The sequence below is a fragment of the Deltaproteobacteria bacterium genome, from assembly GCA_005879795.1.
Classification (GTDB): domain Bacteria; phylum Desulfobacterota; class Binatia; order DP-6; family DP-6; genus DP-6.
This window is the reverse complement of the sequence record VBKJ01000210.1, coordinates 1-20,016: the sequence shown is the minus strand read 5'-3', so window position 1 is coordinate 20,016 and position 20,016 is coordinate 1. Positions and strand designations below refer to the sequence as shown.

Sequence of the window (20,016 nt, the reverse complement as noted above, 5' to 3'; positions counted from 1 at the left end):
CATCCTGATCTTCGTCGGCCTCGTGCTAGCATACGGTGGTGGGCCACGGTCGCTGTACGGGCGTCGCGGCGGGTTCTATTCCGGCGGCTTTGGCGGCGGCTTCGGCGGCGGTGGTGGTGGCTTCGGAGGGTTCGGTGGCGGGAGCTTCGGCGGCGGCGGCGCCGGCCGGGGCGGGTAAGGAGGAGCGATGCGGAGAGCGATGACGGTGATGACACTCGCGACGCTGGTGGCGGGCTGCGGCTACAACCGGATCGTCGCCTTGCGCGAGCAGATCGACGCAGCGTGGGCGCAGGTCGAGAACCAGCTCCAGCGCCGCAACGACCTGATCCCCAACCTGATCGAGGTGACCCGGGGCTACGCCACGCACGAGAAGCAGATCTTCGAGCGGGTCGCCGACGCGCGCGCGAAGCTCATGGCCGCGGGCTCGCGCGACGAGAAGATCGACGCCGCGGGTGAGCTCGGCGGTGCGCTCGGGCGGCTGCTCGCCATCGCCGAGCGCTACCCCGATCTCAAGGCGAACCAGCAGTTCGCCCGCCTCTCCGACGAGCTGGCCGGCACCGAGAACCGGATCGCGGTCGAGCGCATGCGCTACAACGACGCCGTCCGCGCCTACAACTCCTTCATCAAGAGCTTCCCGACCATGCTCTACGCCGAGGCGTTCGGCTTCCACCCGCAGAAGTACTTCGAGGCGCCGGAGGAGGCGAAGAAGGTGCCGAGGGTCGACTTCGGCACTCCATCGGAGAAGGCACCCGAACGCCCCCGGTAGAATCGCTACAGAGGGGCTGATCCGGCCCGTGACGCCGCGCTGAGCGGCCCGCGCACCTTGCCGGCGACGGGCTCCGAGCGTCGCTCGAAGGGAACGGCCTCGCCCATACCGGGTGGCGGGACGAGGTCAACCGCCGCTGGCCGAGCGAAGCGCTCCCGTGCTAGCGACCGCGCCATGGCTGAGACGCCCCCGGAGGTGGCGGCGGTCCACGCGGCGTGGGAGCGCCGCGGGCGGTACGTGAGGCTCTCCGAGGGCCACCGGCTCTTCGTCGTGCAGGAGGGCGCGGGGCCCGACCTCGTGCTCGTCCACGGCTTCCCGTCGAGCGGTCACGACTTCGCGGCCGTCCTTCCCCGTCTGACGGGCGCGTTCCACGTGACGGTCTTCGACCAGCTCGGATTCGGCCTCTCGGACAAGCCCGAGGAGGCCTCCTACTCCCTCCTCGACCAGGGCCGTCGCGCGGGCGAGCTCGCGCGCGCGCTCGGCGTCGAGCGCGCCTGGGTCGTCGGGCACGACATGGGGCTCACGGTCGCGGTCGAGATGCTCTGCCGCCACGAGGCGCGCGAGCTCGGCTTCGCGATGGACGGGCTCGTCCTCTCGAACGGCAGCCATCTGGTCGAGCTGGCGAATATCACGCAGCTCCAGAAGGACCTGCTGACCGACGAGGGCGCGGCGGCGTTCGCCGCCACGTACGACCCCGAGCGCTTCGCCGCGATGCTCCGCTTCGTGTGGGGCGATCCGACGCGTACCCCGGAGGTCGACGTGCGCGCGATCGCGTGGTGGCTCCGCGGGAGCCTGCCCGTCATCGGGAAGATCGCGCGCTACAACCTCGAGCGCACCCGCTTCGCCGACCGCTGGCGCCCGATCCTCGGGCGCACGCCGGTCCCGATCCGGGTCGTGTGGGGCGACCGCGACCCGATCGCGGTGCTCGAGATCGGCGAGCGCCTCGCCGAGATGTCGCGCGGGGCGCCGACCGTTCTCCATGGCGTCGGCCACTTCCCGCAGATGGAGGATCCGGAGCGCTGGGCGGCCGCCGTGCTGAGCGCGTGCCGAAGCGGCGGGTGAGCTGAAACTCGCCGAGAGGGCGGAGCACACCTTCTCGCCGAGGCGGCTGGCGCCGGCAGAGGGCGCGCAACGCGCGCTACAGGTTGAACGCCCCTCGCATGCTCTTCGCGAAGATCGCTTTGCCCAACTTTCGGACCCCGAGCATCTGCTCCGTCGTCTTGAGGAGCGAGTAGTGATTGAACAACCTGGCCGAGGTCGCTCCCGACGGCGTGTAGGGGCTGATCACGATGGTGGGAATGTGGCACGACTCGTCGGTGGTGTTGGTGGCGCAGTCCTCGCCGAACGAGAAGCCGGCAAAGGATCCCTCGTCCCAGGTCACGAACACCGCCGTGGTGCCGCTCTGGTAGGCGGCACTGTTCAGGATCTTCGGCAGCTCGTTCTGCAGCCAGGTATCGCCGTTCTGGATGGCGATGGGGTCCGGGCCGTCGTGCATGTCGTTCACCGTGTTCGGGGTGATGAACGAAAAGGCCGGCAGCGTGTCGTTGTCCAGGTCGGCCTGGAGCTCCGTGTAGGGGACGTCGAACATGGTGCACCCCGGGAGGCTCGTGAGGTATGGTGCCGGGTTGTGCCGAACGGCGTAGCCGACGACGCCCATCGTCCGGCAGTTGGTCGTCATCGAGTCCATGTAGGCCTTCCACGAGGGGACCTGCGCGAACAGGCTGTTCGCGTCGCTGCTGCAGGTCGCGCTCGGGCGGCAGTCGAAGAGGAACTGCTGCAGGCGGCTCAGCGGGAGGCCCGTGGTCGCGCCGATGTAGTTGGGCAGGCTCACGTGCGTGATGTTGTGGAAGTTCGTGGCCAGACCGCAGCCGGCGACGAGCACGTCATTGATGTAGGGGGCGGCGGGTGACCCTACGATGTCGCCGAAGCTGTGGTTCTCCATCCAGATCCAGATGACGTGCGCGTACCTCCGCGGCGGCGTCGACCGAGTCCCGCAAATGGCGGTCCGCGCCTGGCTCGCGGGCGGGACCGTGAGAGCCGATCCGAGCAGCATCAGCATGCCGACTTGAAGTCTGTTCATGAGGATTCGGCTGCTCCAGAAGCCAGCAGGGTGTCAAGAGGAAGGGTGACATCGAGCGCGACGATTCGAACCGGACTCCGTGAACTTTTTTCTGCGCGGAGCGGCGCAAATCTGCCGCTCCGCCCCCGTCCGGAACGCGCCCGCGGGCCTTTCTCGCTCCTCCCCGGCGCTGGCACGGACCCTGCTCCTCCCGGACGGCGTCCTCGCCGGCGCCTGGGAGGAGCACATGGTGACGAGACTGCTGACCGCGCTGGCCTTTCTGGTGGCGCTCCCCGCGGCGGCCCCCGCCGCCGGCGTCGCGCTGGTCGACGCGAGCGGAACGAGCCACGGCACCGCGAGCCTCCGGCTGTCGAGCGGCGTCGTGCAGCTGAAGATCAAGGGGATGACGCCCCTTCCCGCCGCCGCCGTCGCGCCGAGCGGGACGTTCATGGCGACCACGTACAAGGCCTACATCTCCTCCAGCACCGACCCGGGCGTGGAGATCTTCCTGACCGACCTCTACCCGAACGCGAAGCTGCGCGCCGCGCGCCGCATCGCGCTCGGCGGCGACGTGAGCCACCTGGGCCTCGATCGCATCGCGGTGACCGCGTACTCGAGCAACGCGCAGCAGTCCGTCGACGTGCTCACGGCTTCGTTCGTCCCGTGACCCGGCGCGCGTCCCTCGCCGCGGCGCTCGCCGCCGCATGGCTCGTCGTCCCCGCCCGCGCGGGCGCCGTGTGCGCGCCGGCCGCGAGCGGCATCTTCCCGGCCTCGGGCATCGCGGGCACGAGCGTGGTCGCGACCATCAGCGGGAGCGCGCTCGACGGCGGCGTGCTCAGCGTCCTCGGCGACCCGGGGCTCACGGCGACGCTGCAGTCGAGCGCGCCGGCGACGCTCACCGTGCGGCTCGACCTCGACGCCGCGGCCGTGCCCGGCGAGCGGCTCATCTTCGTCGACACGCCGGGCGGGTCCACGGGCGTCAGCTTCACCATCAACGCGGCCGGGGGGCCGGTGGTCGACGGCGTGAGCCCGGCGCTCATCGCCACCCAGGGCATCCCCCTCGACGTGATGGTCACTGGCGCCAACCTGGGCGCCGTCACGCCCGCCAGCTTCACCGTCTCGGGCGCCGGCGTGTCCGTCACGAGCGTCACGCCGAGCCCGGACGGGACCATGCTCACGCTCGAGTTCACCGTGGACGCGGCGGCTGACCTGGGCACGCACGCGGTCACGCTCGCCGTGCCGACGGGATCGGTCGTCCTCCAGCTCTACGTTCAGCGGCCGCCTCCGACGATCACGGCTGTCCACCCAGCGGCCGGCGACGTGGGCGCCACGTCATCCCTCACGCTCACCGGCACGAACCTCTCGGGAGCGGCGCTCGTGATCACCGGGAGCGGAATCGCCGTCTCCGACGCGGCCACCCCCGACGATTCGACCCTCACCGCGACGCTGACGATCGGCTCCGGCGTCTCGCCGAGCAGCGAGCCGCGGCTCCTGATCGTCACCACCGAGAGCGGGCAGACGACGAGCGAGTTCTTCGTCGTCGCGCCCGGCGTGCCGACGGTGACCGGCATCGAGCCGGGCGCCGGCGAGCCCAACGGCACCCCCGTCGCGGTGATCCTCCACGGCCTCCACCTCACCGGGCTCGTGGGGGTGACGACTCCGCCGGGAGACCTGACCCTGCAGAACGTGACGCCCGTCGACGACGAGACCATCAGGCTCGACGTGGTGGTGGCCCCCGCAGCCGCCACCAGTACCGATCACGTCCTCACGGTGACCACCGCAGCGGGCTCCACTCCCGCAACCTTCCGGGTGATCCCCGCGGGCTCGCCGTTCGTCGGCGCGGTGCGCCCCCCCTTCGGCAACCGGGGCAGCACCTTCACGATCTTCCTCCAGGGCGTCAACCTGAGCCTGGTCGTGCCCGGCTCCGGAGTGAGCGTCAGCGGCGACCCGAAGGTTCACCTCTCCAACGCGGCGGCGGTCGACGCCCGGACGGTGCGCGCGACGATGGGGATCGACGCGACCGCCGCGGCCGGCTTCCGCGACGTGACCGTGCAGCTCACGAACACGAAGACGTTCACCAAGGCCTCGGGCTTCCGCGTGAACGTCCCCGGCCAGGTGCCTCAGATCACCGACGTGTCGCCGAACGTCGTCCCGCCCGGCGCGACGACCGCCATGACCGTGACCGGCTCGAACTTCGCAGGCGGCGCCGTGGTCGTGACCGGCCCGGGCGCCACCGTCACGAACACGGTCGTCGACCCGAGCGGCACGCTCATCACCTTCGACCTGACGCTCGTCCCCGACGCGCCGGCGGAGAACCGCGCCGTCATCGTGGTGACCGAGAACGGCACCGCGCGCTGCGGCATCGCCAGCAACCCGAGCCCGCCCACGTTCGTGCCCGCGAAGCTCGCGAAGACGGGCGCCCTCTTCACGGTCGCCGGCACGGGCTTTCGGCTCTTCACCTTCGAGTTCTCGGTGAACGAGCTGTTCACCCCGGGGCTCCGCACGGTCGCCTTCGCCGACGCCGACGGCTCGCTCACGCTCTCTCGCCTCCAGGCCTTCGCCGTCGAGCGCGCCTTCCGGGAGCGCACCCGCGGCTTCGTGCGCGTGCGCGCCGTGACGCCGACCAACCGGATCGGGGTGTCGGCCGCCCAGGCGCTGCGGCGCTGAGGCTGTCCCCGGGACCACGATCCCGCTAGCCTTCCGTGGATGCGCATCCTCGTCCACGGCGCCGGCGCGGTCGGAGGCTACTTCGGCGCGCTCCTTGCGCGCGGCGGGCACGACGTCACCTTCGTCGCGCGCGGCGAGAACCTGGCCGCGCTCGGCGCGCGCGGGCTGGTGGTGCGGCTGGGCAGCGAGACGCTCCATCTGGCACCGGTGCGGGCGGTCCCCGATCCCGCCGCGGCGCCGCGGCCCGACCTCGTGCTCGTGTGCGTCAAGTCCTACGACACGCCGGCCGCCGCGGCCGCGCTCCGCTCCATCGTCGCTCCCGACACCATCGTCCTCTCGCTCCAGAACGGCATCGAGAACGAGGAGGTCCTCGCGCGCACCCTCGGCCTCCCGCCGCTCATGCTCGCCCTCACGCGCATCGGCGTGGCGCTGGTCGAGCCCGCGACGGTCGACTACAGCGGGCGCGGCACGATCCTCTTCGGCGAGCCGGACGGCCGCGAGAGCCCGCGCGCGCGGCGCGTGGCCGAGGCCCTCGACGCGGCGGGCGTGTCCTACGAGCTCCGGCGCGACATCCTGGTCGCGGCCTGGGAGAAGCTCGCGTGGAACGCCGGCTTCAACGCGGTGACGACGCTCACGCGCAGCACCGTCGCCGAGGTGCTGGCCGAGCCGGCGAGCCGCGACCTGGTGGTCGTGGCGATGGAGGAGGCGGATGCCGTCGCCGTCGCGAGCGGCGTCCCGGTCCGGCGCTGGCGGACCGAGCGGGTGCTCGAGGAGAGCGCGAGCGGCCTCCCCGACTTCCGGACCTCGATGCTGCAGGACCTGCTGCGCGGCCGGCGCCTCGAGCACGACGCGCTCAACGGCGCCGTGGTGCGCGCCGCGGCGCGGGTGGGCGTGGCGGTGCCCGTCAACCGGACGCTCGCCGCGCTCCTCGCCCGGCTCGACCCGGGCGCGCGCTCGGCTACCTGAGCGAGGCGAACGACAGCAGGGCGAACTCCATCGGCCACCTGGGGAGGACACCGATCGCCAGCGTGGCCGCGACCGCGACCAGGATGCTCGCGAGGAGGCACGGCCGCGCGCCGGGGGCGACGATCGCCCGCTCCCCCTCGGCCATGTACATCGCGACCAGCACGCCCAGGTAGTAGTAGACCGACACCAGGCTGTTCAGCACGCCGATCACGGCGAGCCCGACCTGGCCGGAGTCGACCGCGGCGCTGAAGAGGTAGAACTTCCCCGCGAACCCGGCCGTCGGGGGCACGCCCGCCAGCGACAGCATGAAGACCGCCATCGAGAGCCCGAGGACGGGATGGCGGAAGCCGACGCCGGCCCAGTCGGCGAGGTCCTCGTTCGGCTCGCCCCGCCGGCCGAGGGCGATCAGGACCGCGAAGGCGCCGAGAGTCATGAAGGAGTAGACGGCGAGGTAGAAGAGGAGCGCCGCGCCGCCGTCCCGGCCCCCGGCGACGAGCCCGACCAGCGCGTAGCCCGCGTGCGCGATCGACGAGTAGGCGAGCATGCGCTTGACGCTCCGCTGCTGCACGGCGGTCACGTTGCCCACCGTCATCGTGAGCGCCGCCAGCACCCAGAGCAGCCCCGTCCAGCTCGCCGCCACGCGCCCGAGCGCCGCCACGAACACGCGCGCGAAGGCCGCGAAGGCAGCCGCCTTCACCCCCACCGCCATGAAGGCCGTGACCGCCGTCGGCGCGCCCTCGTACACGTCGGGCGTCCACACGTGAAAAGGGATGAGCGCCACCTTGAAGGCGAAGCCGACGAGCAGGAGCGCGATGCCGAGGAGCGTGAAGGCCGTGAGCCCGTCGCGCGCCAGCGCGCGCGCGATCACGTCGAGCCGGGTGCTGCCCGTCGCGCCGTAGAAGAACGCGATGCCGTAGAGGAGGAAGCCGGTCGCGAAGGCGCCGAGCAGGAAGTACTTGAGCGCGGCCTCGGTCGAGCGGACCTCGCGGCGCTGCATGCCCGCGAGCACGTAGACGGCGACCGACATGATCTCGAGCGCGAGGAAGAGGACGATGAGGTCATTGGCGGCGGCGAGGAAGATCATGCCGCTGGTCGAGAGGAGGACCAGGGCGTGGTACTCGCCCGCCGGCAGCGGCTGCTCGCGGAGGTAGTCGACGGAGAGGAGAAGCGTGAGCAGCGAGCCCGCGCACAGGACGACCGTGAAGAAGAGCGCGTAGCGGTCGGCGCGCAGCGTGTCCTGGAAGCCGCCCGCATTGCCGCCCCCGACCCAGAGCCAGACCGCGGCCAGGCCGGCGGCGCCGACCCCGAGGATGCCCAGGAGGGCGAGCCCGTCGCCCTCGCCGGCGGGCGCGAGCGCGTCGGCCGCCATCACGATCATGGCGGCCACGGCCACGATCAGCCCGGGCAGCGCGACCTGCCAGTGGGCGGTGAAGGGCGCCGGGTCGATCATCGCGCGGCCACCGCCGGAGGCGGCGCGAGCCGCTGGAGGATCAGGTCGATGGACGGCTGCATGCGCGTCAGGAAGGGCGCCGGGAAGAGCCCCATCACCAGGCAGAGCGCCACCACCGGCACGAGCACCGTGACCTCGCGCGCGCTCAGGTCCGGGAGCGTCGCGTTCTCCGCGTGCGCGAGCGGCCCGAAGATGACGCGCTGGTACATCCAGAGCAGGTAGAGGGCGCCCAGGACGACGCCGCTGGTCGCCACCGCGGTCGCCCACGGCCACCGCGAGAAGCTGCCGAGCAGGATCAGGAACTCGCCGACGAAGCCGTTGAGGCCCGGGAGCCCGGCCGAGGCCAGCATGATGACCATGAAGAACGCCGCGTAGACCGGCACGGCCGTCCACAGCCCGCCGAAGTCCGCAATGAGCCGCGTGTGGCGGCGCTCGTAGATCATGCCGACCAGGAGGAAGAGCCCGCCGGTCGAGAGGCCGTGGTTCAGCATCTGGTAGACGCTGCCCGCCACCGCCGTGGGGTGGAGCGCGAAGAGGCCGAGCATGACGAAGCCCAGGTGCGAGACCGAGGAGTAGGCGACGAGCTTCTTCAAGTCGGGTTGCACCGTCGCCACCAGCGCGCCGTAGACGATGCCGGCGACGGCGAGGGTGATCACGAGGGGCGCCGCCGGCGCCACCGCGCCCGGGAAGAGGGGCAGCGCGAAACGGAGGAAGCCGTAGGTCCCCATCTTGAGCAGCACGCCCGCCAGGATGACCGAGCCGCCGGTCGGCGCCTCGACGTGCGCGTCGGGGAGCCAGGTGTGGAGCGGGAAGAGGGGCACCTTGATGGCGAAGGCGAGCGCGAAGGCCGCGAAGAGCCAGAGCTGCTCGCGGGGCGAGAGGGCGAGCCGCGCGAGCCACGTCTCGTAGGCGAAGCTCCACAGCCCGGTGGCGGTCCGCACGCGCCAGGCGCAGTAGAGGATCGCGACCAGCATGAGGAGGCTCCCCACCATCGTGAAGAGCACGAACTTGAGCGCCGCGTAGATGCGGCCCGGCCCGCCCCACACGCCGATCAGGAAGTACATCGGGACGAGCATCACCTCCCAGAAGACGTAGAAGAGGAACATGTCGAGGGCGACGAAGGTACCGAGCATTCCGGTCTCGAGCACGAGCAGGAAGGCGAAGAACTCCTTCACCCGGCGGTGGATGTCGCCCCACGAGGCGAGCACGACGATCGGCGTGAGCACGGTGGTGAGCAGCACGAGGAAGAGGCTCACGCCGTCGACGCCCAGGCGGTACTCGATCCCCCACTGCGGGATCCACGCCGCGCGCTCGCGCATCTGGAAGTCGGCGACGCCCGCCTGGAAACGCCCCAGCATCACGAGCGAGAGCGCGAGCGTCACGAGCGCGAACGCGAGCGCCGCGCGCCGGATGCCGCGCACCTCCTCGCGCGGCAGGAGCGCCAGCAGGGCCGCGCCCGCGAGCGGCGAGAACACGACGAGCGTCAGCAGCATCAGCGCGTCACCCAGTAGCCGAGGAGCGCGAGCGCGCCGGCGAGGAAGGAGAGCGCGTAGTGCTGCACGTTGCCGGTCTGGACGCGCCGCCACGCGCTGCTGGTCGCCGCGACGACCCGCGCCGCGCCGTTGACCGCGCCGTCGATGAGCTGCGGGTCGATGTGCACGGCGCTCACGTCGGCGAGCGCGAACACCGGGCGCACGACCGTCGCGTCGTAGAACTCGTCGACGCGGAACTTGTCGCGCACGAGCGGGTAGACGGCGCCCAGGCGCCCCGCGACCAGCGACGGGAGGCCGGGCCGCCTGACGTACAACACCCAGGCGAGGGCGAGGCCGCCCGCCGCGAGCGCCGTCGCGAGCAGCATGAAGGCGAGCGGCGGGTGCGCGTGGCGCCCCTCGCCGCCGACCAGACCGGGGACGTCGAGGAAGCCGCCCGCGCAGGCGAGGACGGCGAGCACCACGAGCGGCAGCGTCATCACCGCCGGCGACTCGTGGATGTGGTGCCGCACGTCCTCGCCGGCGCGGCACTCGCCGAGGAAGGTCAGGAAGAGCAGCCGGCCCGTGTAGAAGGCGGTGAGAAACGCCACGAGGAGGCCGATCGCGGCGAGCGGGGGCGCCGCCTCCCAGGCGCCCCAGAGGACTTCGTCCTTGCTGAAGAAGCCGGAGAACGGCGGTACGCCCGCGATCGCCAGCGTGCCCACCGCCATGGTGAGGAACGTGAGGCGCATGCGGCTCGAGAGCCCGCCCATGCGCTCCATGTCCTGCTCGCCGCCGAGACCGTGCATGACGCTGCCCGCGCCCAGGAAGAGGAGCGCCTTGAAGAAGGCGTGCGTCACCAGGTGGAAGACGGCGGCGCCGGTCGCGCCCACGCCGAGCCCGAGGAACATGTAGCCGAGCTGGCTGACGGTCGAGTAGGCGAGCACCCGCTTGATGTCCGTCTGGGCGGTGGCGATGACGGCGGCGAAGAGCGCGGTGAGCGCGCCGACGACCGCCACCACCGCGAGCGCCGCCGGCGCGAGCGCGTAGAGGGAGTGGAGCCGCGCGATCATGTAGACCCCCGCCGTCACCATGGTGGCGGCGTGGATGAGGGCCGAGACCGGCGTCGGTCCCGCCATCGCGTCCGGCAGCCAGACGTAGAGGGGGAGCTGCGCCGACTTGCCGGTGGCGCCGACGAAGAGGAGGAGACAGATCGGCACGGCGACGGGCCGGAGCGCGTCCAGGTGCCGCTCGATGGTCGCGATGTCGAGCGTCCACACGCCCTGGCCGCCCAGGGTCGTGACCAGCAGGAAGAGGCCGAGGAGGAAGCCCGCGTCGCCGATCCGGTTCACGAGGAAGGCCTTCTTTCCCGCCGCGGCGTTCTCCGGCTTCTCGTACCAGAAGCCGATGAGGAGATAGGAACAGAGGCCGACGCCCTCCCAGCCGACGAAGAGAAGGACGAGATTGTCCGCGAGCACGAGGATCAGCATCGCGGTGGTGAAGAGGTTGAGGTAGGCGAAGTAGCGCGCGAAGCCGCGGTCCCCGTGCATGTAACCAACCGAATAAATGTGGATCAGGAAGCCGACGCCGGTGACGACGAGCGTCATGACCGTCGCGAGGGCATCCAGGCGGAGCCCCGCCTCGGCGCGGAACGGCCCGGCGACGATCCAGGTGTAGACGTGGTCGTGGAGCGCCCCGGCCTCCGGCCGGCGGAGCGCGGCCCACACCGCGAGCACGAACGCGGCCCCCACCGTCCCGGGGCCGGCGACCGTGACCGCGCGCGTCAGGCGCCCCCCGAAGAACAGGTTGAAGAGCACGCCGAGCGCCGGGAGCGCGACGATCCAGCGGAGACTGGTCGTCTCGATCACCATTTGAGGGTCGCGAGCTCGTCGGCGTTGGTCGTCTCGCGGTTCCGGAACATCGAGAGGATGATCGCGAGCCCGACCGCGGCCTCTGCCGCCGCCACGGTCGTCACGAAGAAGACGATCACCTGCCCGTCGATGGAGCCGAGGCTCCGGGCGAGCGCCACGAAGGTCAGGTTGACGGCGTTCAGCATGAGCTCGATCGCCATGAAGATGACGATCACGTTGCGGCGGACGACCACGCCGAGCACGCCGATCGCGAAGAGCACGGCACTGAGCCCGAGGTACCAGGCGAGCGGCGGCGTCATGTCGGCTTCCTGGCGAGCGCCACCGCGCCCACGATGGCGACCAGGAGGAGGACCGAGGTGAGCTCGAAGGGCAGGAGGTAGGCGGTGAAGAGCTGCCGGGCGAGCGCGGCCGTCTCGCCGAACCCCGCCGGCACGGCGGCGGCCGGTGCGACCGTGCGCCCGAGCGCCGCGAAGATGAGCGCCGCAAGCGCCACCCCGCCCGCCGCCGCGCTCCCCACCAGGAGCGCGCCCGCCATGGCGCGCGTCTCCACCTGGAGGTTGAGCAGCATGATCACGAACAGGAAGAGCACGACGATCGCGCCCGCATAGACGATCACCTGGAGGAGCGCCACGAGCTGCGCGTCGAGCCCGACGAAGAACACCGCGAGGAGACAGAGCGTGAGGACGAGCGCGCAGGCGCTGTGCACCGGGTTCTTGTGCACCACCACGGTCAGCGCCGAGGCCACCGTCAGCGCCGCCAGGAGGAGGAAGATGAGCGGGCTCACGCGGCCGGCCCCGCGGCGAGCACGATGACCAGCGCCGACACCACCACGTTGGCGAGCCCGAGGGGGAGGAGGCCCTGCCAGCCGAGCCGCATGAGCTGGTCGTAACGGAAGCGGGGCAGCGTCCAGCGGATGACGATCTGGAGCCAGGTGAAGAAGACGAGCTTCAAGGCGAACGACGTCACCTGCAGGAGCGCCACCGCCCAGGACGGCAGCGCCAGCGCCGCGCCCCACGGCAAGTGGAAGCCGTCGCGCACGAGATACGGCACCTGCCAGCCGCCGAAGAAGAGCGTGGTCACGAGGCACGCGACCAGGACCACCTCGACGAAGTCGCTCATCATGAACATCAGGTGCTTCGGGCCCGAGTACTCGGTGAAGTAGCCGCTCACCAGCTCGGACTCGGCCTCGGGCAGGTCGAAGGGGATGCGCTTCGACTCGGCCACGCCGGCGGTCATGAAGATCAGGAAGGCGACCGGCTGGTAGAGGATGCCCCACGCCGGCAGCCAGCCCCAGAGGAGGTGTCCCTGCGCGCGCGCCATCGCCTGCAGATCGAGCGTGCCGTAGGCGAGGACGACGCCCACCAGCGCGAGCCCCATGGCGATCTCGTACGAGATCATCTGCGCCGAGCCGCGGATGCCGCCGAGCAGCGACCAGCGGTTGTTCGACGCCCAGCCCCCGAGCACCACGCCGTAGACCGCGAGCGACACCATGGCGAGGATGTAGAGGATGCCGACGTTCAGGTCGGCCGCCTGGAGGTTGATGGTGCGGCTGCCCACCTCGAGCACGTCGCCGAACGGGACCACCGCGAAGGTCACGAGCACGGGCACGAGGCTGAGCACCGGGGCGAGGAAGTGGAGGACGCGGTCGGTGCCGGCGGGCACGACGTCCTCCTTGAGCAGGAACTTGACCGGATCGGCGATCAGCGTGTTCACGAGACCGAGCCCCGCGAAGCCCAGGATGGCGGCGCGGTTGGCCCCGATGCGGTCCTGGATGAGCGCGCTGACCTTGCGTTCGAAGAAGACGCCGAGGCCCATCACCTGCACGACGAGAAGGATGATGAAGAGCGCCTTCGCGGCGGTGATGGCGGCGTCGGCCACGGCCTACTCGCCGGCCAGGCGCTCGATCAGGGCGAGCGCGCGCGGGACGTCCAGGTTCTCGTGGTACTCCTCGTTGTTCACCTGGAGGCAGGGGGCGGTCCCGCACGACGCCAGGCACTCGACCTCCTCGAGCGAGAACCTCCCGTCGGCCGTCCGCTCGCCGTCGCGGATCCCGAGGCGCGCCTCGAGCGCGCGCAGGATGTCCCCGGCGCCGCGCAGCGCGCAGGAGAGGTTGCGGCACACCTGGATGTGCCAGCGCCCCTTCGGCTCCTTCCAGTACATGGTGTAGAAGGAGGCGACCGAGGTCACCCAGGCGAGCGGCAGCTCCATCAGCTCCGCCACGTACTCCATGACCGGCAGCGAGAGCCAGCCGAACTCGTGCTGCGCGAGCCAGAGTGTCGGCATGAGGGCCGCGCGCCGCGTCGGGTAACGCTCGAGGATCGCGTGGTACTCGGCGAGCGCGGCCTCCGAGAAGCAGGGGCGTCCGGCGTCAGTGGTCACACTCGCCCCCGATCATGTTGATCTGCCCGAAGGTCGTGATGATGTCCGCCACCATGTGACCGGGCAACATGGCGCCGAGCGCCCCCATGCCGTAGAAGGACGGCGGGCGCACGCGCACGCGGTAGGGGCGGCCGCTGCCGTCGCTCACCAGGTAGAAGCCGAGCTCGCCGTTTCCACCTTCGGTGGCGACGTAGACCTCGCCGGGCGGGATCTTCTGCCCCTCGATCACGAGCTTGAAGTGGTTCATGAGGCCCTCGATCGAGGTGTAGACCTCCTGTTTCGGGGGCAGGAAGTAGCGCGGATCGCTGATCGCGATCGGGCCCTCGGGGAGGTTGGCGAGGGCCTGCTCGACGATGCGCATGCTCTGCTCCATCTCCGCCATGCGCACCATGAAGCGGTCGTAGTTGTCGCCGTTCGTCCCGGTGGGGACCGAGAAGTCGATGCGGTCGTAGACCAGGTACGGCTCGGCCTTGCGCACGTCGTAGGGGACGCCCGTCGCGCGCAGGAGCGGCCCCGTGAGGCCGTAGGAGATCGCGTCCGCGCGCGAGAGTTTCCCGATGCCGACCATGCGGTCGACGAAGATGCGGTTGCGGGAGAGGAGCCGGTCGCAGTCCGCGAGCACGCGGCGCACCTGCTTGAGCGCGGCGGCGGTGGACTCCTTCATGTCGGCGGGGAGGTCCTTGATCACCCCGCCCAGCCGGCAGTAGGTGACGGTGAGCCGCGCGCCGGTCATCGCCTCGACCAGGTCGTAGAGGAACTCCCGCGCCTCGAGCATGTAGAAGCCCGCCGAGATGGCGCCGATTTCGTTCGCGGCCATGCCGAGGCAGGTCAGGTGATCCGTGATGCGGGAGATCTCGCCGCCGATCACGCGGATGTACTGGCAGCGCTCCGGCACGGTCACGCCCGCCAGCTTCTCGACCGCGAGCGCGAAGCCGACGTTGTTCAGGATGGGCGAGGCGTAGTTCAGGCGGTCGGCGTAGGGGAAGCAGTGGTTCCACGTCCCCTGCTCGCACATCTTCTCGAAGCCGCGGTGGAGGTAGCCGATCTCCACGTCCACGTCGACGATGGTCTCCCCGTCGAGGCGGAGGTTGAACTTGATGGTGCCGTGCGACGCCGGGTGCGACGGCCCCATCTGGATATCCATCACCTCGCCCGTCGTGTCGGGTGCCTGCGTCATCAGGCGGCGCCGCTCCGGCGCGGGTACCAGGGCTGCCGCACGGGGTCGCGCTCGGGCACGAGCGGCTGGCGCTTGTCGAGCGGATAGTCCTTGCGCAGCGGGTACCCTTCGAACTCGGGGTACATGAGGATGCGGCGGAGATCGGGATGCCCGGCGAAGCGGATGCCGAGCATGTCCCACGCCTCCCGCTCCGCCCAGTTGGCGCTCTTCCATACCCCGGTCGCGGTCGGCACGATCGGGTCGTCCTCCGGCACCGGGACCTTCACGCGCAGGCGGTGGTTCAGGGTGAGCGAGTAGAGCTGATAGACGACCTCGAAGCGCGGCGTGCGCCCGAGGTAGTCGACCGCGGTCAGGTCGGAGAGCATCTCGAAGCGCGTCTCGGGATGGTCGCGGAGCGTCTGGAGCGCGGCGGGCAGCGCGCTCCGCTCGAGCACGATCGCCGCCTGGCCATGCGCGACCTCGCCCGCGAGCGGGGTCGCGCCGGGCAGAAGCGCGGCCACGCGAGCAAGGAGTGCGTCCGCGGTCATCACCACCCGCCGCCGGCCGGCCGCGTCAGCTCCACTCGAGCGCGCCCTTGCGCCACACGTACACGAAGCCCAGCGCCAGCACGAGGACGAAGATCGCCATCTCGAGGAAGCCGAACATCCCGAGCGGGCGGAACGTCACCGCCCAGGGATAGAGGAAGACCACCTCGACGTCGAAGAGGATGAAGAGGATCGCGGTCAGGTAGAACTTGACCGAGAAGCGGCCCCGCGCAGGGCCGCTCGGCGGGTTGCCGCACTCGAACGCCTCGGCCTTCATCGCCGACGGGCGCCGCGGCCGGAGGAACGCGCCGGCACCGAGCAGCACCGCGACCACGAGGCCCGCGATGCCGAACGAGACGAGAATGGCCACGTAGGCGAGGTTCATCGCGAAGCGCGCAGAATATGGTAGCTAATGTGAACCGGCGTAGCGTGTCAAGGTAACCGGCGCGCGCTTTTGACTCGCCCCGGGCGCTCTGCTACGCGGCGTCGCGTCGATGCCGGACGCGATTCCGCACGAGGCTCTCGCGCGTGCCGTGCGGGCCGCCTTCGGCGCGCGCATCGTCGGCGCGCAGCCGCTCTTCGGCGACGCCTCGAGCCGCCGCTACGTGCGCCTCCACCTGGCCGGCGGCGGCGCGCCGCCCACTGCGGTCGCGATGCTGCTCGGCGCCGACCGCTTCCCGCTCGGGTCGGACGAGATCGGCGAGCGCGCGCTGACGAAGGACCTGCCCTTCGTCGACGTGGGCCGCTACCTCGCCGCGCGCGGCTTCGCCGTCCCGCTCATCCATCACGACGCGTCGGCCACCGACTCCCTCCTCCTCCTGGAAGACCTCGGCGACACGACGCTCTGGGCCGCGGCCAGTGCGCGGCCCGCGGACGCGCGCCCGCTCTTCGCGGCGGCCGTGGAGCTGCTGGCCGCGCTCCAGGTCGCCGGCGCGCGCCATCCCGACCCGTCGTGCCTCGCCTTCCGCCGGCGCTTCGACGGGCAGCTGGCGCGCTGGGAGCTCGAGCACTTCCTCGAGCACGGCATCGAGACGCGACACGGACGGCGCCTCGCCGCCGACGAGCGCGCCGGGCTGCTCGCCGCGCTGGCGCCGCTCGCCGAGCCCTTCGAGCAGCGAGCGCCTGTCCTCGTCCATCGCGACTTCATGGCCTGGAACCTGCACGTGCAGGACGGCCGGCTCCGCCTGCTCGACTTTCAGGACGCGCTGCTCGGACCCGACGCCTACGATCTGGCCGCGCTCCTGACCGACCGCACGACGGGGACGCTCGTCGCACCCGATCTCGAGCGAGAGCTCATCGCGCACTTCCGCGCCGCGCGGGCGGCGGCGGCGCTTCCCGTCGACGGTGACCTCGCGGCGCGCTATCGCCTGTGTGCGCTCCACCGCGCGCTCAAGGTGATCGGGCGCTTCTACTATCTGGAGCGCGTGCTCGGAAAGGCGGGCTACCTCGCCTACCTCCCCGGCGTGTACGCCGTTGCCCGCCGCATGCTGGCCGCCCTGCCCGCGCTCGAGTCGGTGCGGGCCCGCCTGGCCACCCACGTGCCGGAGCTCGCGTGATCCGTCGCGCCATGGTACTCGCCGCCGGGCGCGGAACGCGCCTCGCGCCGCTCACCGACGCCACACCGAAGCCGCTGCTGCCCGTGGCGGGCCGGCCCTTCCTCGAGCACATCCTCGACTTCCTGCGCGCCGCCGGCATCCGGGACGTCGTGCTGAACCTCCATCACCTGGGGCGGCGCATCGAGGAGCACCTGGGCGACGGCGCGCGCTTCGGGCTCCGGGTCCGCTACTCGTGGGAGAACCCGATCCTCGATACGGGGGGCGGCATCAAGCGGGCCGAGCCGCTCCTCGCCGGCGAGCCGTTCGCGGTGCTGAACGGGGACAGCCTGCTCGAGCTCCGCCTCGCGGAGGTGGTGGAGCGCCACCGCGAACAGGGAGCCATCGCGACCATGGTGGTGCGGCCGGACCCCGACGCGGCGCGCTACGGCCTGGTCGAGCTCGACGCCGAGGATCGGGTGCGGCGCGTGTCCGGGCGGCCGCCGGGGGCCCCGGGCCCCCTCAGGCCGTTCATGTTCCCGGGCCTGCACGTTTTCGAGCCGGCGATCTTCGACTGGATGGACGCCGGCACCACGTTCAGCGTGACCCGGGTCACCTACCCCCGTCTCCTGGAGGCTCACGTCCCCGTTCAGGGGTTTCTCACTTTGGCCCGCTGGGTCAACATTGACACACCCCAGGCGCTCACCCGAGCCGACGCGGAGCTCCGCGGGCAGCCGTTCCGCTTCTGATCCTGGCAGCGGAGCAAGTTCGGGGGGCCGTGCACGATGGAACGGGACCCCCGAAAAGACGTCGGCGTTCTTGACTAGCGAGGCGCCGTTTAGTAGGCAAGCGTCATAGCTTAGCTCGGGTAGAGTGCCTCGAGAAATCGGCGGAGGATCAGGAGGCGGGATGGCGGGATTGCCTGGTACGTGCTTTGCATTGCACAACCAGCGTGACGCACCGCGCCGAGTCGAGCACCTGGGGGTGCCCATAACGTGACGGGCTGACCGGACCGGACGGCCAGGCCAGTTCACTGGGGGCAAGGCGGGCATGGGCCTCACCATCGTCCACAAGAGCGACCTCACGACGCGGAAGAAGAACCCGCGCGTGGCGCTGGTGCTGGCGGGCGGTGCGGTCACCGGCGGCGCCTACAAGCTCGGCGGCCTGAAGGCCCTCGACGACTTCCTCGTCAACCGCAAGACCACCGACTTCGACATCTACGTCGGGCTCTCGGCCGGCGCCTTCCTGGCCGCCCCGCTCGCCGGCGGCGTGACCCCGCCCGAGATGCTGCGCTCGCTCGACGGCACCTCCGAGGACTTCACCTACCTCTCGCCGCTCGACTTCTACAACCCGAACCTCGCCGAGTTCGCGCGCAAGCCGCTCGAGTACCTGGTCGATCTCCTCACCTACGTCCCCGGCGCGTTCTACGACTTTCTGGTCCGCACGCCCGAGCTGGTGCGCGCGCTCCAGGAGCCGCTCACCCGGGCGCGGCGGCGGCCGACGCTCGCCAACCTGATCGAGTGCGTGAAGCCGGTCGTCGACGCGGTCGGCGCGGCGCGCGAGTTCCCCTTCCCGCTCGCCTACCTGCCCTCGGGCCTGTTCGACAACGCGAGCCTCGAGCGCTACCTGCGCCACAACATCGAGCGGCGCGGGCTGAGCAACGACTTCCGCGTGCTCTACCGGCTGCGGCAGGTCGAGCTCTACATCGTCGCCATGAACCTGGATACCGCCGAGCGCGTAGTGTTCGGGCACGACGAGGACACCTCGCTCACCATCTCGGAGGCGGTGCAGGCGTCGACCGCGCTGCCGGGCTTCTACAAGCCCGCGCGCCTGAAGGGCGTCGACTACGTCGACGGCGGCGTGCGCCACACGGCCAACATCGACGTGGCGATCGAGCACGGGGCGGAGCTGGTGATCTGCTACAACCCGTTTCGGCCGTTTCACAACCGCATGGTGCGCCGCTACGTGCCTGAGCAAAACCAGTGGGTGCTCAAAGGCCGTGCACTCGCGGACCAGGGCATGTTCACTGCGCTCAATCAGGTGCTGCGCACGCTGCTCCACTCGCGTCTGCAGCTCGGCATCGAGCAGTATCAGGATACTCCCAACTTCCAGGGCGACATCATCCTCATCGAGCCGGACGAGTCCGACCTCACGTTCTTCAAGACGGCGCCCATGAACCCGTGGGCCGCCCATAGCGCCGCAGCGCACGGCTACCTTGCGGTCACGGAGGTGGTCGAAGCGCACCACGACCTGATCGGCCGAATCCTGCAGAGCTACGGCGTCCCCGTAACCCGCAAGCGGATGCGCAAGGGGCTCGAGCCAGCGGGCGGCGGCGACTCGACGGAAACCGCCGAGGTGATCCCTCTCGGGTACGCTCGGAGCGCTCGGGGCGGCCGGGCGTGATGAGCGAACGTGTGTGTGCGGCCACCTTCTGCGTGCGCCTGGCTCTCCGCCGGCTCCGCTGTGGCGAGGGCTCGCTGGAGGTGCGCCTGTGAATCTCCCGGCACGGGGCCGTGGCGCGGGGAAACTCATCCTACTCGGGGAGCACGCAGTCCTGTACGGGCGGCCCGCGCTTGCTGCGGGACTCGGGCTCGGTCTCGAGGCCGAGGTGCGCGTGGCGGACGGCGCACCGCAGCTCGAGAGCGATCGCCCCGAGATCGCCGACGACCCGCGGACGACCCGCCTGCTGGAGCAGGCCGCCGCGATGCTCGGCCTGGATCCATGGGGCCTCCTCGTGCATGTCCGGTCCGAGCTGCCTCCGGGTGGTGGCCTCGGCGCCTCCGCGGCGCTGGCCATCGCGGTCCTGCGAGCCCTTGCCGCGGCCTCCGGGCGGAAACTCGGGCTCGACGTCGAGTTTGTGCTCGGTCGTCGCCTCGAGGGGATCTTCCACCGGTGTCCCTCGGGCCTTGCTCCAGCCGCAGCCGCCCTCGGGAGTTGCTTCCGGTTCGTGCGGGGCGAGCCCCCCTCCATCACCCGACTGCGGGCAGCGCGACCGCTACCGATGGTGCTCGCGTTCCCCGCCGGTTCGCCCGGAGTCTCACCGACTGCCGACGCACTGCGCGCGCGGTGGGACCGCGAACGCGCGCGGTACGAGCGGCTGTTCGACGATGTTGCCGTGGTCGTCGAGGAGGGGGCCCGGACTGCCGAGCTCGGTGA

At 71.1% G+C, this 20,016-nt stretch carries 20 protein-coding genes; 9 read left to right on the top strand and 11 right to left on the bottom strand.

The window, feature by feature from the left end; genetic code table 11:
- The first annotated feature begins 187 nt into the window (after positions 1-187).
- Entirely contained in the window at positions 188-766 is a 579-nt protein-coding gene (locus tag E6J59_18110; protein TMB16814.1) for a LemA family protein, read from the top strand.
- Between the two features lie 174 nt (positions 767-940).
- Complete coding sequence (locus E6J59_18105) at positions 941-1,828, top strand: alpha/beta hydrolase (GenBank protein ID TMB16813.1); 888 nt, start codon at positions 941-943, stop codon at positions 1,826-1,828.
- Between the two features lie 76 nt (positions 1,829-1,904).
- On the opposite strand, the gene E6J59_18100 is transcribed toward E6J59_18105, so the two are convergent.
- On the bottom strand, positions 1,905-2,846 hold the full coding sequence (locus E6J59_18100; protein ID TMB16812.1) for a hypothetical protein: 942 nt from the start codon (positions 2,844-2,846) through the stop codon (positions 1,905-1,907).
- Between the two features lie 229 nt (positions 2,847-3,075).
- Between E6J59_18100 and E6J59_18095 the strand changes: the two genes are divergently transcribed.
- Genes E6J59_18095 through E6J59_18085 form a run of 3 tightly spaced genes read left to right on the top strand, consistent with a single transcriptional unit; the run spans position 3,076 to position 6,458 of the window.
- Positions 3,076-3,492 carry a hypothetical protein gene (locus E6J59_18095; GenBank protein ID TMB16811.1) on the top strand — a complete coding sequence of 139 codons (417 nt, stop codon included), beginning with the start codon at positions 3,076-3,078 and terminating at the stop codon, positions 3,490-3,492.
- Positions 3,489-5,492 (top strand): hypothetical protein, encoded by a 2,004-nt coding sequence (locus E6J59_18090; protein ID TMB16810.1) that lies wholly within the window; start codon positions 3,489-3,491, stop codon positions 5,490-5,492. The genes E6J59_18095 and E6J59_18090 overlap by 4 nt, the downstream gene beginning before the upstream one ends.
- A 39-nt stretch (positions 5,493-5,531) precedes the next feature.
- Entirely contained in the window at positions 5,532-6,458 is a 927-nt protein-coding gene (locus E6J59_18085) for a 2-dehydropantoate 2-reductase (protein ID TMB16809.1), read from the top strand.
- On the opposite strand, the gene E6J59_18080 is transcribed toward E6J59_18085, so the two are convergent.
- From E6J59_18080 to E6J59_18035, 10 genes are all read right to left on the bottom strand, one after another.
- Entirely contained in the window at positions 6,451-7,908 is a 1,458-nt protein-coding gene (locus E6J59_18080; protein TMB16808.1) for an NADH-quinone oxidoreductase subunit N, read from the bottom strand. The two genes, E6J59_18085 and E6J59_18080, sit on opposite strands and share 8 nt — an antisense overlap.
- The gene (locus E6J59_18075; protein ID TMB16807.1) at positions 7,905-9,401 is read right to left on the bottom strand and encodes an NADH-quinone oxidoreductase subunit M; all 1,497 of its coding nucleotides are present in this window, start codon (positions 9,399-9,401) and stop codon (positions 7,905-7,907) included. The genes E6J59_18080 and E6J59_18075 overlap by 4 nt, the downstream gene beginning before the upstream one ends.
- Complete coding sequence (nuoL, locus tag E6J59_18070) at positions 9,401-11,248, bottom strand: NADH-quinone oxidoreductase subunit L (protein TMB16806.1); 1,848 nt, start codon at positions 11,246-11,248, stop codon at positions 9,401-9,403. The genes E6J59_18075 and nuoL overlap by 1 nt, the downstream gene beginning before the upstream one ends.
- Positions 11,242-11,547, bottom strand: a complete 306-nt coding sequence (gene nuoK / locus E6J59_18065) for an NADH-quinone oxidoreductase subunit NuoK (protein ID TMB16805.1) — start codon at positions 11,545-11,547, stop codon at positions 11,242-11,244. The genes nuoL and nuoK overlap by 7 nt, the downstream gene beginning before the upstream one ends.
- Positions 11,544-12,263 carry an NADH-quinone oxidoreductase subunit J gene (locus E6J59_18060; protein TMB16804.1) on the bottom strand — a complete coding sequence of 240 codons (720 nt, stop codon included), beginning with the start codon at positions 12,261-12,263 and terminating at the stop codon, positions 11,544-11,546. The genes nuoK and E6J59_18060 overlap by 4 nt, the downstream gene beginning before the upstream one ends.
- On the bottom strand, positions 12,029-13,063 hold the full coding sequence (locus E6J59_18055; protein TMB16816.1) for an NADH-quinone oxidoreductase subunit H: 1,035 nt from the start codon (positions 13,061-13,063) through the stop codon (positions 12,029-12,031). Before E6J59_18055 ends, E6J59_18060 begins: the two co-directional genes overlap by 235 nt.
- 66 nt (positions 13,064-13,129) lie before the next feature.
- Positions 13,130-13,531 (bottom strand): NAD(P)H-dependent oxidoreductase subunit E, encoded by a 402-nt coding sequence (locus E6J59_18050; GenBank protein TMB16815.1) that lies wholly within the window; start codon positions 13,529-13,531, stop codon positions 13,130-13,132.
- Between the two features lie 85 nt (positions 13,532-13,616).
- Complete coding sequence (locus E6J59_18045) at positions 13,617-14,804, bottom strand: NADH-quinone oxidoreductase subunit D (GenBank protein TMB16803.1); 1,188 nt, start codon at positions 14,802-14,804, stop codon at positions 13,617-13,619.
- Positions 14,804-15,331: an NADH-quinone oxidoreductase subunit C gene (locus E6J59_18040; protein TMB16802.1), complete on the bottom strand. Its 528-nt coding sequence runs from the start codon at positions 15,329-15,331 to the stop codon at positions 14,804-14,806. Before E6J59_18040 ends, E6J59_18045 begins: the two co-directional genes overlap by 1 nt.
- 25 nt (positions 15,332-15,356) lie before the next feature.
- Positions 15,357-15,713 carry an NADH-quinone oxidoreductase subunit A gene (locus E6J59_18035; GenBank protein TMB16801.1) on the bottom strand — a complete coding sequence of 119 codons (357 nt, stop codon included), beginning with the start codon at positions 15,711-15,713 and terminating at the stop codon, positions 15,357-15,359.
- A 109-nt stretch (positions 15,714-15,822) separates the two neighbouring features.
- Here E6J59_18035 and E6J59_18030 point away from each other — a divergent pair, with 109 nt between their 5' ends.
- The 4 genes from E6J59_18030 to E6J59_18015 form a co-directional block, all read left to right on the top strand.
- The gene (locus tag E6J59_18030; protein TMB16800.1) at positions 15,823-16,884 is read left to right on the top strand and encodes a hypothetical protein; all 1,062 of its coding nucleotides are present in this window, start codon (positions 15,823-15,825) and stop codon (positions 16,882-16,884) included.
- An 11-nt stretch (positions 16,885-16,895) separates the two neighbouring features.
- Positions 16,896-17,609, top strand: a complete 714-nt coding sequence (locus E6J59_18025; GenBank protein ID TMB16799.1) for an NDP-sugar synthase — start codon at positions 16,896-16,898, stop codon at positions 17,607-17,609.
- 301 nt (positions 17,610-17,910) lie between these two features.
- The gene (locus E6J59_18020; GenBank protein TMB16798.1) at positions 17,911-19,263 is read left to right on the top strand and encodes a hypothetical protein; all 1,353 of its coding nucleotides are present in this window, start codon (positions 17,911-17,913) and stop codon (positions 19,261-19,263) included.
- An 88-nt stretch (positions 19,264-19,351) separates the two neighbouring features.
- Positions 19,352-20,016: hypothetical protein (locus E6J59_18015; protein TMB16797.1), on the top strand; the 665-nt coding region annotated here is incomplete at its 3' end.

What these genes read in the sequence shown, in the direction of transcription:
- E6J59_18110 (TMB16814.1), top strand. Translation starts at nt 188, where the DNA reads ATGCGGAGAGCGATGACGGTGATGACACTCGCGACGCTGGTGGCGGGC.
- E6J59_18105 (TMB16813.1), top strand. Translation starts at nt 941, where the DNA reads ATGGCTGAGACGCCCCCGGAGGTGGCGGCGGTCCACGCGGCGTGGGAG.
- E6J59_18100 (TMB16812.1), bottom strand. Translation starts at nt 2,846, where the DNA reads ATGAACAGACTTCAAGTCGGCATGCTGATGCTGCTCGGATCGGCTCTC.
- E6J59_18085 (TMB16809.1), top strand. Translation starts at nt 5,532, where the DNA reads ATGCGCATCCTCGTCCACGGCGCCGGCGCGGTCGGAGGCTACTTCGGC.
- E6J59_18080 (TMB16808.1), bottom strand. Translation starts at nt 7,908, where the DNA reads ATGATCGACCCGGCGCCCTTCACCGCCCACTGGCAGGTCGCGCTGCCC.
- E6J59_18075 (TMB16807.1), bottom strand. Translation starts at nt 9,401, where the DNA reads ATGCTGCTGACGCTCGTCGTGTTCTCGCCGCTCGCGGGCGCGGCCCTG.
- nuoL (TMB16806.1), bottom strand. Translation starts at nt 11,248, where the DNA reads ATGGTGATCGAGACGACCAGTCTCCGCTGGATCGTCGCGCTCCCGGCG.
- nuoK (TMB16805.1), bottom strand. Translation starts at nt 11,547, where the DNA reads ATGACGCCGCCGCTCGCCTGGTACCTCGGGCTCAGTGCCGTGCTCTTC.
- E6J59_18055 (TMB16816.1), bottom strand. Translation starts at nt 13,063, where the DNA reads ATGGGCCTCGGCGTCTTCTTCGAACGCAAGGTCAGCGCGCTCATCCAG.
- E6J59_18050 (TMB16815.1), bottom strand. Translation starts at nt 13,531, where the DNA reads ATGCCGACACTCTGGCTCGCGCAGCACGAGTTCGGCTGGCTCTCGCTG.
- E6J59_18045 (TMB16803.1), bottom strand. Translation starts at nt 14,804, where the DNA reads ATGACGCAGGCACCCGACACGACGGGCGAGGTGATGGATATCCAGATG.
- E6J59_18040 (TMB16802.1), bottom strand. Translation starts at nt 15,331, where the DNA reads ATGACCGCGGACGCACTCCTTGCTCGCGTGGCCGCGCTTCTGCCCGGC.
- E6J59_18035 (TMB16801.1), bottom strand. Translation starts at nt 15,713, where the DNA reads ATGAACCTCGCCTACGTGGCCATTCTCGTCTCGTTCGGCATCGCGGGC.
- E6J59_18030 (TMB16800.1), top strand. Translation starts at nt 15,823, where the DNA reads ATGCCGGACGCGATTCCGCACGAGGCTCTCGCGCGTGCCGTGCGGGCC.
- E6J59_18025 (TMB16799.1), top strand. Translation starts at nt 16,896, where the DNA reads ATGGTACTCGCCGCCGGGCGCGGAACGCGCCTCGCGCCGCTCACCGAC.
- E6J59_18020 (TMB16798.1), top strand. Translation starts at nt 17,911, where the DNA reads ATGGGCCTCACCATCGTCCACAAGAGCGACCTCACGACGCGGAAGAAG.